Source organism: Spongiibacter tropicus DSM 19543, assembly GCF_000420325.1.
Classification (GTDB): domain Bacteria; phylum Pseudomonadota; class Gammaproteobacteria; order Pseudomonadales; family Spongiibacteraceae; genus Spongiibacter; species Spongiibacter tropicus.
The window spans coordinates 58,730-73,626 of sequence record NZ_ATUS01000003.1 but is presented as its reverse complement, the minus strand read 5'-3'; the positions used below and the strand labels follow the sequence as shown (position 1 = coordinate 73,626).

The window sequence follows — 14,897 nt, the reverse complement described above, 5'->3', positions numbered from 1 at the left end:
GGAGCGCAATCGGTGTTTGCATTGCCTTCCCGCTGGGCGGTTATAATGAGCGCCCAGCGCATGGCAGCAGGTGTTATGGAACAGTTCCGCAATATTGGGGTGATCGGCCGTGAAGGTAATGGCGTTGCCGAAACCCTTCGTCGTCTGTTGGATTTTCTCCAGCAGCGTGGCCTGAGTGCCGTTCTCGATGAGCAGATTGCCGGGCTGATGGACAGCCATGCACTGCGAGTTTGCAGTCGCCGGATGATTGGCGAGATTTGCGATTTGATTATTGTGGTGGGCGGCGACGGCAGCCTGCTGGGGGCGGCGAGAACACTGGCTCGGCACAATGCGCCGGTGCTGGGGGTCAACCGCGGCCGCCTCGGTTTCCTGACGGATATCTCGCCTGACGATATTGAGGCCCAGGTGGGCGCAGTGCTTGACGGGCATTACCGTCTTGAAAAGCGCTTCCTGCTCGATGTGGAGTTGATCCGCAACGGTGAGCGGGTGGGCAAGGGCGATGCCCTCAATGACGTGGTCCTCAACTCCGGGACCTCTGGCCACATGATGGAATTCGAGCTGTTTGTCGACGGGGAGTTTGTCTACCGTCAGCGCTCAGATGGCTTAATCATTTCCACTCCGACTGGTTCTACGGCGTATTCCCTCTCGGCGGGTGGCCCGATTATGCATCCGCGCCTGGATGCCATTGTTATCGTGCCGATGTTTCCTCATACGTTGAGCAGTCGGCCGATTGTGATCGATGGCAAAAGTGAAATCACCATGGTGGTCAGCGAACGCAATACGGCGAAGCCGCCAGTGACTTGCGATGGTCAGCTGCGCATGACCAGCGAGCCGGGAGATATCATCACCGTTCGCAAGAAACCTCACCGTATGAAGCTCATCCATCCACTGGACCACTCCTTTTACGCCAGTTGTCGTGACAAGCTCGGTTGGGGGGCGCATTTGCCTGCCGGGGATGACGATGACTGAGTACTTTATTGCGCTGGATCTGCCGTTGGATGAGGATCTGGCAGATTTCTCCGCACTGCTGTGGCAACAGGGCGTTGCCCATCATATTGCCGAAGAAGGTAATCGCCAGTTGCTGCGAGTCGGGGACGCCCAGCAGCAGGAACAGGTACGCGCCTTGTACTCACGCCTGAAGACTGGTGAGCTGCACATAGAGCGCCGCTCGGCACCAACGCGTTCGGCGCCCGTGTTGCAACGTCGAAGTGGTCCCGTGGTATGGGTGTTGTTGCTGCTGAGTATTGCCGGGGCGTTGCTGCCGCAGCTTGATCGCAGTTTTGAGTCTGTGGCGCTGTTGACGTTTTACCCGCTAGACCTTGAAAGCGGCCAGCTGCTCGCTCAATGGCCAGTGGGCGAGCCCTGGCGTTTGCTGACGCCGATGTTTCTGCACTTTGGTTTGATGCACATTGCCTTTAACGGTCTTTGGTTGTGGGAACTGGGTGGCATGATCGAGCGCCGCCAGGGTGGCATGGCGTTGCTGGGGCTGGTGCTGCTGGTCGCCGCGGCGTCAAATATGGCGCAGGCAATGATGACCGTGTCGTTGTTCGGCGGTATGTCCGGCGTTATCTACGGACTGCTCGGTTACATTCTTGCCTGGAACCGCCTGCGCCCGGTGGAGGCTTTCCCGTTGGTACGCGGTGTGGCAACGGTCATGCTGATCTGGCTGTTGGTGTGCATGGCGGGCTTCACCCGCCTGTTGGGGCTTGGCGAAATTGCCAACACGGCCCATTTCAGCGGTCTGGTTATGGGATTGTTGCTGGGAGTGGCAGCAGCTTTTCTGCGCCGTCGCCCCGTATAACCGCCGCGGGGTTCGCCCTGTCTCTGGTATAATCTCAAGCTTTTGTTTCAGCCGTCTGCGGAGGGCACCATGGATTTTGAAAAGCTGATCGATAACCTCGATCCCAGCATCTATGAATCGCTCAAGCGAGCGGTGGAAATTGGTAAGTGGCCGGATGGTCGCACGCTTACACCCGAGCAGCGCGAGAGCTGTATGGAGGCGGTGATTGCCTACGATTTCCGTCGCAAGCCGGAGCAGCAGCGTGTTGGCTACGTGGATCTGGGCAGCAAAGCCGAGGGCGAAAGCTGCAGCGGTCACGGCGATACCGATGCTGAAAAACCCATCAAATGGACGGAGAGCTGATGGCTTTGTCGAGTGTTGCCGGTGCGGCTTCGAAAATGCATACGCACCTGGACAATCAACTGGCGCATTATCAGTTGCCGCTGGGTGAACATAAGGTAGATATGAACCGCCTGATCGGCCATCCGCTGCGGCTGGAATATATCCATCAGATCAACTGCGTGCACTGTGGTCGTCTGACCAAAAAGAGCTTCAATCAAGGTTACTGTTACCCCTGTTTTCAGCGGCTGGCGCAGTGCGACAGTTGCATTGTCAGCCCGGAGAAATGCCATTATTTTGAGGGGACCTGCCGGGAGCCGGAGTGGGGCGAAACCCACTGCATGATCGACCACATTGTGTATTTGGCGAATTCATCCGGTGTGAAAGTCGGCATTACCCGCAACACACAGCTTCCGACGCGCTGGATTGATCAAGGTGCGGTGGCAGCTCTGCCGATTTTTCGCGTCAGCAACCGCCTGCAGTCGGGGCTCGTCGAAACGGTGTACAAAAATCACGTCGCCGATAAAACGAGCTGGCAGGCCATGTTGAAGGGTAGCCCGGATACCATGGATCTGGCAGCGCGTCGCGATGACTTGGCGGGGGAATGCCAGTCTGAGATTGCTGCGCTGCAGGAACGCTTTGGTTTGCAAGCGATTCAGCCCATTAGTGATGTTGACGTCTTGCATATTGAGTACCCCGTGGCGGAATATCCGACCAAGGTCAAATCATTTAATCTCGACAAAAATGCCCTGGCCGAGGGCACCCTGATGGGTATTAAAGGTCAGTACCTGATTTTTGATACCGGCGTGATCAATATTCGCAAATACGGCGGTTACCACCTGGAGCTGAGCAGCCCAGCGCTGTAAGCCGCCGCATTGAGGAGAGCAGTATGCGCGACGCGCAGCCCAGCACTATCTACCTGAAAGATTACCAAGTTCCCGATTACCTGATCGACAAGACGGCCCTACGCTTTGAGCTTGGCGAGGCGCATACCGAGGTCAGTGCAACACTGAGCCTGCGTCGTAATCCCGATGCGGTACCGGGTTCGCCGCCGCTTCGCTTGCATGGTACTGAGCTGGAGTTGTTGTCGCTGTCTATTGATGGCCGGGTGCTGGCTGAAGGGGACTGGCGTCAGGAAGGCGAGGAGCTGGTGATTGCCGAGGTGCCGGAGCAGTTCTCCCTGCACTGTGTGACGCGCATTTTTCCCCAGAACAATACCTCGTTGGAAGGCCTGTATAAATCCAGTGGCATGTTTTGTACTCAGTGCGAAGCCGAGGGTTTCCGCAAGATTACCTACTATCTGGACCGCCCCGATGTCATGGCCGAGTTCGAGGTAGAAATTCTTGCCGATAAAGGTCACTACCCGGTACTGCTGTCGAACGGTAACTGCGTGCTCACCGAAACCCTGGCGGATGGCCGCCATCGCAGCGTTTGGCACGACCCCTTCCCGAAACCCGCCTATCTGTTTGCATTGGTCGCGGGCAAGCTGTCGCGAATCAGCGATCGCTATACCACCATGAGTGGTCGGGACGTTGATTTGCATATCTACGTCGAGGACAAGGACCTCGATAAATGCGATCACGCCATGGCCTCGTTGAAAAATGCCATGCGTTGGGACGAAGAGGTCTACGGCCGCGAGTACGACCTGGAATTGTTCAATATTGTCGCTGTTGACGATTTTAATATGGGGGCGATGGAGAACAAGAGTCTCAATATCTTCAATACCTCCTGTGTGCTCGCCAAGCCGGAGACGACGACTGACGCCGGCTTTCAACGCGTGGAAGGAGTGGTTGCCCACGAGTATTTCCACAACTGGTCGGGGAACCGGGTCACCTGCCGTGACTGGTTCCAGTTGAGCCTGAAAGAAGGATTTACGGTATTCCGCGATGCGGCTTTCTCGGCCGATATGGGGTCGCCCACTGTAAAGCGGGTAGAAGATGTCACGCTGCTGCGCACCGCCCAGTTTGCCGAAGATGCCGGACCTATGGCGCATCCGGTGCGGCCGGACTCCTTCATCGAAATCTCCAACTTCTACACCGTGACCATTTATGAGAAGGGTGCGGAAGTCGTGCGCATGATCCACACCCTGCTCGGGCCGGAACGCTTTCGGGCGGGCAGTGATCTGTATTTCGACCGCCACGACGGGCAGGCCGTCACCTGCGAGGACTTTGTCGTGGCGATGGAAGACGCGAGTGGCGTCGATCTAGGACAGTTCCGTCGCTGGTACTCTCAGGCGGGTACGCCGCGATTAACGGTGGCGGGAACCTACGATGAGCAGGCCCAGACCTACACGCTCACCGTAGAGCAATACTGCCCGCCAACGCCCGGTCAGCCGGAAAAGCTGCCGCTGCATATTCCGCTGGCGATGGCGCTGCTGGGGGACGCGGGGCAATTGCCGCTGCAATTACAGGGCGAAGCTGCCAATGTTGAACGCAGTGATAACACCGAACAGGTATTAAATGTCACGGAAGCGCGGCAACAGTTTGTGTTTGAGAAGGTCATCGAGGAGCCCGTGCCGAGCCTGTTGCGGGGCTTTTCAGCCCCGGTGAAGCTGGAGATGGATTATCGTCGCGAAGACCTGCTGCGCATTATGCGGGTGGATGGCGATGGTTTCTGCCGCTGGGATGCCAGCCAGCAACTGGGACTGATGGAAATTCGCGCGGCGATGCAGGCGCTCTCAGCGGGACAAGCGGTTGCGGTGGGTGATGACTATGTCGATGCCTGTCGAGGTCTGCTTGGCGACGAGAGCCTTGATCCGGCCATGGTGGCATTGATGCTGCGTCTGCCCTCGGAAGCCTATCTGGCCGAATTGATTTCGCCGGTGGATGTTCAGGCGATCCACGCTGCTCGCGAAGCGGTACGCCGCTGTCTTGCGGCTGCATTGACGGATTCGCTGTTGGCAGTGTACCGCCGCTGTGAGAGCAACGAGGTGTATCAGGCCAGTGCGGAACAGATCGCCCGCCGCAGCCTGAAAAATACGGCTCTGGCCTATCTGATGCTGACTGGCGAGGGCGCGGCTCTGGCTCAGGCGCAGTTTGAAGACAGCCGCAATATGACGGATCGACTGGCGGCGCTGACGGCAATCGTGAACAGCGAGATGACCTATAAATCGCAGGCGTTGCAGACGTTCTATCAGGACTGGCAACACGAACCGCTGGTGATTAACCAGTGGTTCCAGGTGCAGGCGATGTGCAGCCTGCCGGGCACGCTGGATCGTGTGAAGGAGCTGATGCAGCACCCCGCGTTTGATATCGGCAATCCGAATAAAGTGCGTGCCTTGATCGGGGCGTTCTGCGGTCAAAACGCGGTGAACTTCCATCGTGAAGACGGTGCGGGCTACGCGTTTCTTGCCGATCAGGTACTCGGCCTGAATCGCCGCAATCCACAGATTGCTTCTCGACTGCTGGGGCCGCTGAGCAAGTGGCGCAAGTATTTACCCGAGGTACAAACAAAAATGAAGGCGGAGCTGGAGCGTATTCTGGCGGAACCGGAATTGAGCAGTGATGTGTACGAGGTTGTGTCGAAAAGCTTGAGTTAATCGCATGGGTATAAAAATCAATTCTGTTATAACAATATTCTAGTTTGTTATAACTGTATGATTTTTAAGGATTTTTATTGATTGTTTGGCGGGCTGTGATAAAGTTGGAGCCCGTTAAATAGGCAGTGACAGGCATCATGGACTTGGATCTCGACGCGCTCAACGCAGAGCTGCGGAATAAATCGGCACAAGATATTATTCGCTGGGCGGTTTCGCTGGGCGAGCCGGCGATGGCGTCTACCAGTTTTTCGCCGAATGCCGCTGTTATGCTCAAACTCGTTACTGACGTTGCGCCAGAGATGCCGGTCGTCTGGGCTGATAGCGGATACAACGTGCCCGATACCTACCGGGTGGCTGAGAAGCTGATTCAGTTGCTCCAGCCCAACCTCAAAGTGTATATCCCGGAAATGACCGCCGAGCGCCGCAATGCCATCATGGGCGGCATTCCCCATCCTGATGACAATCCCGATTTGCACAGTGAGTTCACTCGGCAGGTGAAACTGGAACCGTTTAACCGCGCCTTCGATGAGCTGAAGCCCAAGATATGGATCACCGGTATTCGCAAGGAAGAGACCGCTTTTCGTCAAAGCCTGGACGTGCTGTCCTGGGATGGGCGTGGCATTTTGAAGGTGGCACCGATTTTCTATTGGAGCGAAGACGACGTGCAGGCGTTTATGGATGAGCACGCATTGCCGAGCTGCAAGCACTACTTCGATCCCACCAAGGTTGCTGAAAACCGCGAGTGTGGCCTACACACTTCTGCGTAAGTGCGGTTTGGCGGTTCAACGGTTTTGGACCGCTCGCTTTTCTCCCTGCTGACTTTTTCCGGCCGCCGCATTTCGCTATGCTGGCGGCATTGTAGCTATTGGTCCGACTATGTACTCCCTTATTCGCCCCTTCTTGTTCCGTTTTTCAGCGGAGCGCGCGCATCATTTGTCGCTGAATGCCCTGTCTGTCTGCCATCGTCTGGGATTGACGCCACTGCTGGCGCGCCGCCCACCGGACTGTCCGGTTGAAGTGATGGGGCTGCGGTTCCCCAACCCCGTGGGACTGGCCGCAGGTTTGGACAAAAATGCCCGGCATATCGACGCGCTGGCCGCGTTGGGGTTTGGCTTTATCGAAGTGGGAACGGTGACGCCCAGAGCGCAGCCCGGAAACCCCTTGCCACGGCTATTCCGCCTTCCCGCCGCAGACGCCATTATTAACCGTATGGGCTTTAACAATGACGGGGTCGATGCCTTGCTGACAGCGGTGAAGGCGAGTCGTTACGACGGGATTCTCGGTATCAATATCGGTAAGAACAAGGATACGCCTGCAGAGCAGGCCGTCGACGATTACCTGCATTGTTTGCGCAAGGTCTATCCGCTCGCCAATTACGTCACAGTCAACTTGTCGTCGCCCAACACCCCTGGGCTGAGAGACCTGCAGTTTGGTGAGCCGCTGAAACAACTGCTCGCGGCCTTGAAGTCGGCTCAGAAAGCGTTGGCGGAGGAGCATGGGCGCTACGTGCCACTGGCGGTAAAAATTGCACCGGATATGGTCGAAGACGACGTGCGCGGTGTCGCCAGGGCGTTTGTTGCCGCAGGTATCGACGCGGTTATCGCCACCAATACCACGATCTCCCGTGAGGTCGTGAAAGGGCTGCCGTACTCAGAAGAAACCGGTGGCTTGAGCGGCGCACCCGTGCGCGATGCGTCGACGGAAGTCATCCGGATTCTGGCGGATGAACTGGCCGGAGCGATGCCGGTCATCGGTGTCGGCGGGATTGATAGTGAACAGGCGGCGGAAGAAAAAATCGCGGCGGGCGCCGAATTGCTGCAGGTATATACTGGCTTCATTTACCGCGGTCCCGCACTCATTAAAGATGCGGTTCGCGGCGCGGCTCGAGCACTGGAGCGCAAGCGTGGCTGATGCCAGCGTGCTGGAGGCCTTCAGCGTCGCGTTGACGACCTTTTTTGCCACGATTGGGCCAATTGATGTCGCTGCGATGTTTGCCGTTTTCTCTGGCGGTTTGAGCGATAGTGAACGTCGCCGCACGGCCTTTCGAGGTGTCGCTATTGCCACCGCCTTGTTGCTGATGTTTGCCCTGCTGGGGGAATGGATTCTGACCATGCTGGGCATTTCGCTGGCGGCGCTGCGGGCTGCGGGCGGCATATTGCTGCTGCTGATTGGTATCGAGATGGTCTCGGCCAAGGGCAGCGGCGCGACGACGACGACCCGAGAGGAAAACCGTGAGGCGGAGCTGCGCGCGGACATCGCCGTGTTCCCGCTGGCTACGCCACTGATAGCCGGGCCCGGCGCCATAGGCGCTGTTATTCTGCTAATGGCTCACGCCGAGGGCAATCTGGTTGAGCAGGCCGCGGTGATAAGCAGCCTGCTGTTGGTGTTGCTGATTACGCTGCTGTCATTGTTGCTGGCCAGTCGCCTGCAAAACCTGCTGGGCGTGACCGGTATGCATATGATCAGTCGCGTATTCGGCGTGCTGCTCTGTGCGTTGGCGATGCAGTTCCTGTTTGATGGTATCGCTCAAAGCGGCCTGCTCGGTGCCATCAGTACTGAGGGGGCAGGGGCCGCGCTTAACGGCTAAAGCGTTCCCCCAGTGCAACAGCCTCGGGGCCTTCAAACACCATTTTTGCCTCTTTGATAGAGATGCTGCACATCGGCTTTTTGGGGAGTCCCAGCGCGCGCAGTTGACGGGCCAGCGGGTGCTGGTCGCCAATCTCTGGAATATCGCCCCCCATGCTGAATGTCAGTCCCTCGCCCTCAGTAATGCCGACGGTTTTCCATGCCTGATGGTTGCGAATCGCCAGAGAGGGAGCTTCCTGCGCCGCAGCTTTGCTATTGCCGCCAGCCTTGGCGGCAATTTTAAACACGAGCTGCCCATCATCGCGGAAGCAGCCCTCGGCCCGCTCCTCGCCAAATTGAATATCCACATCGGTCACCCATTTGGGAAAACCCCAGATAAAGCGTCCGGCGTGGGTTGTGAAGTCCTGGTTTACCGGCATACGGTAGATATAGTTACACAGCTTGCCACGCATCATTCGCCACATGGCACCGATCAACGGTAACGGGCGCGACTGTCCCGGTGTGGTGACGGGGAAGGAGATAGCGGCCTCATTGTAGTCGCCCAGATCATTTTCGCGGTAATCCACCGCGAGCAGCTGCATTAGCGCTTTTCCCGGCCATATCTCAACGACGCGGAAGCCGCTGTCGGCAATAAGCTGCTGCGCAACGCGACTGTCGACCGTGAAGACGTTCATCAACATGGAGGCGGCGTTGACATGGACGGGCAGGGTGATTTCCTGTCCATCAATCAAATAGCGGCCATCGCCAAGCGCTTTGCAGGTCTGGTCGGTTTGCTTTCCACTCACCAGCTCTTCCTGAGCCAGTATGGCTGTGTCTTGCATGAGGCACCTATTTTATTGTTTGTGGTTATGGGATTGTAACTCTACTTTCTCAGTTGGAAAATATCATGCAGTAATTCCCTGGTCAGCCGCTATGCCGCTGGCCTGCGCTGGGGGATAATAGTGATTGTTGTACTCACCGATCCCCGAGGACATTGCTATGCCCGCCTTTCCCAAATTCAAACCGCTTTTGCCCAGTCTGTCGGCCGGGCGTGACGTGGGGCTTGCCGAATTGGGGTTGAGGGGGTCGAGACGCTTGCTGCAAACCGTTGCGACGGTGTACCCCCGGGCGCTGAAGTGGTTGCTGCAATGGCGTCAGCCAACGCCGGCGGAGTTGCGCGAACTGTTTGAGGCCTTGGGGGCGACGTATATCAAGTTCGGACAGTTTATTGCCAGCTCGCCGTCGTTATTTCCCAGTGAGTATGTTGAAGAGTTCCAATCCTGTCTGGACCAGACGCCGCCCATTCCTTTTACCACGGTGAGACAGATTGTGGAGAAGGAGCTGGGGAACCCCCTGGAAGCCGTTTTTGCATCATTCGAAACAACGGCCTTGGCGTCGGCGTCCATCGCGCAGGTTCATGCTGCCCGGCTGGCGAGCGGCGAAGATGTCGTGGTCAAGGTGCAGAAGCCGGGTGTGCGTGAAGTGCTGACTACAGACATGAATACCGTGTATCTGCTGACGCGTCTGGTCGAACTGATTACACCGAATATGGACCGCGATGCAGTGGCGGGACTAGTTGCAGAGATGTATCAGTCGATGATTGATGAATGCGATTTCATCAAGGAGGCCGAGAACCTCCGTGTGTTCAGGGAGTTTCTGGCAGCCAGTGGCAATCAGCAGGTGATCGCGCCTAAACCCTATCTCCAGGCATCGTCGGCGCGCGTGCTGACGATGGAGCGCCTCTATGGCTCGGCATTGACGGATACTGCGGTCATTGACAGCGTGGGTATTGATCCGGGTGAGAGCCTGTTTCACGCCTTGAATACCTGGTTTGCGAGCTTGACCCAGTGTCCTTTCTTTCATGCGGACTTGCATAGCGGTAATTTGCTGCTTCTGAAAGACGGCCGGGTCGGCTTTATCGATTTTGGCATGGTCGGGCGGATTCAGCCGGAAGCCTGGCAGGCCATGTTCAGCCTGTTTGCTGGGGTGAGTCAGCAAAACTATCGAATGATGGCCGAAGCCATGGTGACGGTAGGTATTACTCGGGAGGCAGTGGATATCGACGCCTTGACCCGCGATATTGCGGCCTTGTTTGATGGTCTTAATGCCATGGATCCGGCGCAGGTACTGGAGAATCGTGGCGGGGACGGTATCAATGGACTGATGAATGACCTCGGTAATATCGCTCGTAACTACGGTATTCGATTTCCTCGCGCATTCACCATGTTGTTAAAGCAGTTCCTATATTTTGATCGCTATGTCGAATTATTGGCACCGGGGGTCGACCTGTTTCACGATGAGCGTATTGACCTGATGCTGGGTCGCTGAGCAAGGCTGGGGCAGGCGAAATCGTTGGTGATGCAGGAGTAGGTAGTACACACGATACAGCTGTTTTCTGCTGTGCGGTTTACTGCGGCACATGAGTGCGGCCTGAGTAAATAGCAGCCGTAAACCATCCTAAGATCGTCATCGCTTATTGAGAGGGGGAGGATTTGCTGCGATTCCAGACCCCTTTTTCCCTCCGCCAAAATATGCTGCTACTGGGCGCGGTGGCTGTCGTTGCAGGATGGTTGATTGCGAACCTGAATGTGTTGCTGAGTGTTCAGTTCCTTTTCTTGGCTCTGTGTATTGCTGCGGTTTGTGGCCTGCTTTGGTTGAGCAGCCGCCCCTTTTTCGACGAGCTGTCAGCACTGGTCGGGCTGCTGGAACAGAGCGAGGAGCGTGGTGACTGGCTTGAATCTCATGCAGAAACAGTAGATCTGGACTTGACCGGCTTGTCCCGGGCTCTGCAGGGATTGTTACGTTCTATGGCAGAGCGCGAAGCGGCCCTGATGGCCACGCAGAACGAGTTGGAGTTGCGAGTCAGTGAAGTCGCCATCAGTAACACAGAGCTGAATGCGGCGCTGCGTCGTTTGCGTGCTGCGCAAGAGCATATGGAGAGCAGCGAGAGAATGGCGTCACTGGGGAGTCTGGTGGCGGGGGTTGCCCATGAGATTAATACTCCGGTCGGTATCGGGGTGACGGCAGCCTCGTCCATGCAGACACTCGTGCAGACCGTGAGCGACAAATACGAGCGAGGTGAGTTGGGTCACCGGGAGCTCTGCGGGCTTTTCGACAGTGCCGAACAATACTGCCAGTTGCTGATGAGCAACCTGAAACGCGCGGCAGAATTAGTACATAGCTTTAAGCAGGTAGCGGTAAATCAGACGGCCGATGACCTGAGTCACTTTGATCTGCAGGCCTATACTGAAGAGGTTTGGTGCAGTCTGAGCCCTCAGTTGAAGGGAACCTCGCTAAGCTATGCGCTGGAGTGCAAGGGCGATATGGCGGTGAGGGGCTACGCTGGCGCCATTTCCCAGATATTGACGAATCTGGTGATGAATTCATTGATGCATGGGTATGCATCGGGGGTGGCCGGCACGCTCTCCCTGTCGCTTCAGCGCCGTGGGGATATGGTGTGTATGCGCTATTGCGATGACGGTGATGGCGTGGCCCCGGAACACCTGGACAGTGTGTTTGATCCTTTTTTCACCACGAAGCGGGGGGCTGGTGGCAGTGGTCTGGGGATGTACATCGTGTACAACCTTGCTACGCAACGCCTTCAGGGCGAGATTACCCTGCAGAGTGAGCCGGGCCAGGGGCTATGTGTGGAGCTGATATTTCCTGCGGACCTTGGCGGTGAAAAGCCTTTAGTAGATAGCAGTCGCGATGTGGTTGAATAGCAAACGAATATGGATGTCGAGGAGTAAATCGTGGCGATTGATGACCAGTTGATGCTCGCCAAAGACCATGCGTCTAATGCCGATGGCACACTGCCGAGCAAAGGGTGGAAAGTCCTCATTGTGGATGATGAGGAAGAAATCCACGTGGTAACTCGCCTGGCGCTGCACGACTTCAGCTTTGGCGGCCGCCATCTTGAATTTATGAGTGCGTACTCCGCATCGGAGGCGAAAGAGCTGATCCGCGACAACCCCGATATCGCGATTATTCTGCTCGACGTCGTTATGGAGACCGACAATGCCGGTCTTGATGTGGCGCAATACATCCGCCAGGAGGTGGGCAATCACTTTGTCCGCATCATTCTTCGCACCGGCCAGCCGGGACTGGCACCGGAGCGGCGGGTACTGAAAGTCTACGATATCAACGATTACCGGGCGAAAACGGAACTGACTCAGGATCGGCTGTTTTCGGTAATCTACACGGCGCTGTCGTCATACCGGGATTTGATCTCCTTGGCACGCAGCCGGCATCAGCTCATTGGTCTGGTTAACGAGGTGGAGCAGGTTTCGCACCTTGTCGCCAGAGATCTGCAGGTGCCGTTGAATGAGGCGGTAGCGAGTATTCGCAAGTTGGCGGCGCCCGGCGATACGCCGCTACCCGAGCCGCTGGCTGAAGAAGTGCTGTATCTCCGCGAAAATGTCTATGCGATGCAGTCCGCCTTGAACAAACTCGTTGCGTTAACGTCGGTAGGGCGCTTTAACGAAAGTCGGGAAATGGTGGATTGCAACGCCGTGATTCACGATGTGTTGGTGAATCTGGAAGAGGAATTCCGACTGACCCACGCCAACCTGTTCTGTGAAACGCTGCCAACCATACTCGCCTGCCGACGGCAGCTGGTCCAGCTGTTCCAGAATCTCATTGGTAACGCTATTCGCTTTACCACGGGCCATGCGCCGGAAATCCATATCAACGCGGTTACCCACGAGCGAAACTGGCTGTTTTCGGTTTCTGATACCGGGGTGGGGATCAGTCCCGAGGAGCACAGCGGCTTGTTCAATCTTTTTCACCGAGACAGTTCCGGTGGTGTTTCTCAGGAGTCCGGTGTGGGCCTGGCGATCTGTGAAAAGATTGTGCGCTGGCACGGCGGCAAAATTTGGCTGGAGTCAGAGCTCGGTAAGGGCTCAACGTTCTACTTCACTATTCCTCTGAGCGAGTAAGCGGAGTCGATATGCAGGCAGAGTGGGTGCTGGCCGGAATTCCTTCAGCGGTCGTCTGTGTCGACATAAAAGGCCATATTCGCTACATCAACTCGGCAGCCGAGCGCCTGCTTTTCTGTAATCACGACAGTCTTATTGACGCGCCGATGTGTTCGTTGCCTGTCCGCGGCGCAGGTGGGGTCGTGTTGACGGCCGACGCTGTAGCGGCACTGGCAGCGTCGGGCAATGAAGCAGCTATCCGCCTGCAGGCTGGTCAGGGCGACAACAGTGAGCAACAACTGATCCTACGGGTGAATACCGTCAATGACGGGGATGGGCATTGTGTCGGTTACAGCCTGCTGCTGAGTGGGCTGGAGGCAAGCGGGGACAGTGATCAGGCGCTCGATCCGCTGACTTCTCTCATGGGGCGCCGCGAATTTGAGCGTCGCATCGATAACCTGGTTAATGATGCCGCGGTCAGCTCGCGTACTCATGCCTTGCTGTATATCGATATCGATCAGTTCAAACTGATCAACGACACCAGTGGTCATGGTGCCGGCGATAATCTGATAAAAGCCGTCGCGGACTGTTTGCAAAGCGAGCTGTTTGCCGGTGACTTACTGTACCGTCTGGGCGGCGATGAGTTTGGCATTTTGCTAAGTAACGTTGACCACTATGAAGCGCGGTCGATTGCGACTCGATTGATCAAATCTGTCAAACGCATGAGCTTTACCTGGAGTGGTATTGCCCATCGTGTCTCTATCAGTATTGGCGTGGTGATTATTAACGACCAGTCGCAGGAGCGGCAGGCGGTGATGAGTCAGGCGGATGTGGCGATGTATTCCGCGAAAGAAAACGGTCGTGGGCGTTTGCATGTTTATGATGTTCATGACAAAAAACTCAGCCGCCTGCAGGACGAAATGGACTGGGTGCACCGCATTAACGATGCACTGGGCAGCGGCGCATTCTGTCTGATGCGGGAGCGCATCGTGCCGCTGTGCGATGAGCAGGGCGCGGCGCGGGAGTACAACGAACTGCTGGTACGAATGCGCTATCAGGGCGAGCTGCTGAGTCCCGGGCAGTTCATGCCGGCCGCTGAGCGGTTTGGTCTGATGCCGCAGATCGACCGCTGGGTCGTAAAGGCGGTATTCGACTATTTACAGAGCAACCCTGAGGTCGTGGCCAGTCGGCCGTTGTTTGCGATCAATATCTCCGGGCAGTCCCTGTGTGAAGAGTCCTTTCTGGAATTTGTTTATCGCCAACTGCGACGCAGCCATATTGACCCCGGCTTGATCTGTTTTGAGATTACCGAAACCGTCGCGATTACCAACTTTTCGGCGGTAAGCCGTTTTATCGACCGGGTCCATGAGCTCGGTGGCCAGTTTGCGCTGGACGATTTTGGCACGGGTATGTCTTCTTTCGGCTACCTTCAGGAGCTGGCGGTCGATTTCGTAAAGATTGACGGCATGTTTGTGCACGATATTGATAAAAACCCGGTGCACGAGGCGATGGTTCGCTCCATTAACGACATCAGTCATGTTCTCGGCAAAAAAACCATCGCGGAATTCGTCGAGCGCCAGACGGTGTTTGATTACCTTGCCGAAATAGGCGTGGATTTCGCGCAGGGCTATCTCCACGGTCGCCCCGTTCCCCTCGAAGAGAAAATTAGCTGATCGGGACCATTTCTGCGCTTTTCTGAGCGAATGCGCTCTAGTTCACACTCTGACGGCATGTTATAAAAAGGGTTATTACTCATTAA

General features: G+C 56.4%; 13 protein-coding genes. 12 read left to right on the top strand and 1 reads right to left on the bottom strand.

Annotated features, from left to right (window positions below; genetic code table 11):
• Positions 1-75 precede the first annotated feature (75 nt).
• From G411_RS0113685 to G411_RS20530, 8 genes are all read left to right on the top strand, one after another.
• Complete coding sequence (locus tag G411_RS0113685) at positions 76-969, top strand: NAD(+) kinase (protein ID WP_028968445.1); 894 nt, start codon at positions 76-78, stop codon at positions 967-969.
• The gene (locus tag G411_RS0113680) at positions 962-1,801 is read left to right on the top strand and encodes a rhomboid family intramembrane serine protease (RefSeq protein ID WP_022959780.1); all 840 of its coding nucleotides are present in this window, start codon (positions 962-964) and stop codon (positions 1,799-1,801) included. The genes G411_RS0113685 and G411_RS0113680 overlap by 8 nt, the downstream gene beginning before the upstream one ends.
• Before the next feature lie 69 nt (positions 1,802-1,870).
• Positions 1,871-2,143, top strand: coding sequence for a YeaC family protein (locus G411_RS0113675; RefSeq protein ID WP_022959779.1), 273 nt, complete (start codon positions 1,871-1,873; stop codon positions 2,141-2,143).
• Positions 2,143-2,985 (top strand): DUF2797 domain-containing protein, encoded by an 843-nt coding sequence (locus G411_RS0113670; protein WP_022959778.1) that lies wholly within the window; start codon positions 2,143-2,145, stop codon positions 2,983-2,985. The genes G411_RS0113675 and G411_RS0113670 overlap by 1 nt, the downstream gene beginning before the upstream one ends.
• Positions 2,986-3,008: 23 nt before the next feature.
• Entirely contained in the window at positions 3,009-5,657 is a 2,649-nt protein-coding gene (pepN, locus tag G411_RS0113665; RefSeq protein WP_022959777.1) for an aminopeptidase N, read from the top strand.
• Between the two features lie 137 nt (positions 5,658-5,794).
• On the top strand, positions 5,795-6,424 hold the full coding sequence (locus G411_RS0113660; protein ID WP_022959776.1) for a phosphoadenosine phosphosulfate reductase domain-containing protein: 630 nt from the start codon (positions 5,795-5,797) through the stop codon (positions 6,422-6,424).
• A gap of 109 nt (positions 6,425-6,533) precedes the next feature.
• Complete coding sequence (locus G411_RS0113655) at positions 6,534-7,568, top strand: quinone-dependent dihydroorotate dehydrogenase (RefSeq protein ID WP_022959775.1); 1,035 nt, start codon at positions 6,534-6,536, stop codon at positions 7,566-7,568.
• Complete coding sequence (locus G411_RS20530) at positions 7,561-8,244, top strand: MarC family protein (protein WP_022959774.1); 684 nt, start codon at positions 7,561-7,563, stop codon at positions 8,242-8,244. The genes G411_RS0113655 and G411_RS20530 overlap by 8 nt, the downstream gene beginning before the upstream one ends.
• Here G411_RS20530 and G411_RS0113645 read toward each other — a convergent pair.
• Positions 8,234-9,064 (bottom strand): acetoacetate decarboxylase family protein, encoded by an 831-nt coding sequence (locus tag G411_RS0113645; protein WP_022959773.1) that lies wholly within the window; start codon positions 9,062-9,064, stop codon positions 8,234-8,236. The two genes, G411_RS20530 and G411_RS0113645, sit on opposite strands and share 11 nt — an antisense overlap.
• Positions 9,065-9,221: 157 nt before the next feature.
• Here G411_RS0113645 and G411_RS0113640 point away from each other — a divergent pair, with 157 nt between their 5' ends.
• From G411_RS0113640 to G411_RS20515, 4 genes are all read left to right on the top strand, one after another.
• A complete protein-coding gene (locus G411_RS0113640) occupies positions 9,222-10,550 on the top strand; it encodes an ABC1 kinase family protein (protein WP_084495547.1) in 1,329 nt (442 codons plus the stop codon).
• 164 nt (positions 10,551-10,714) lie between these two features.
• The gene (locus G411_RS20525) at positions 10,715-11,944 is read left to right on the top strand and encodes a sensor histidine kinase (RefSeq protein WP_157581327.1); all 1,230 of its coding nucleotides are present in this window, start codon (positions 10,715-10,717) and stop codon (positions 11,942-11,944) included.
• Positions 11,945-11,974: 30 nt separating this feature from the next.
• Positions 11,975-13,159, top strand: a complete 1,185-nt coding sequence (locus G411_RS21575) for a sensor histidine kinase (RefSeq protein WP_028968441.1) — start codon at positions 11,975-11,977, stop codon at positions 13,157-13,159.
• 11 nt (positions 13,160-13,170) lie between these two features.
• Positions 13,171-14,811, top strand: a complete 1,641-nt coding sequence (locus G411_RS20515) for a putative bifunctional diguanylate cyclase/phosphodiesterase (RefSeq protein ID WP_022959770.1) — start codon at positions 13,171-13,173, stop codon at positions 14,809-14,811.
• Positions 14,812-14,897 lie beyond the last annotated feature (86 nt).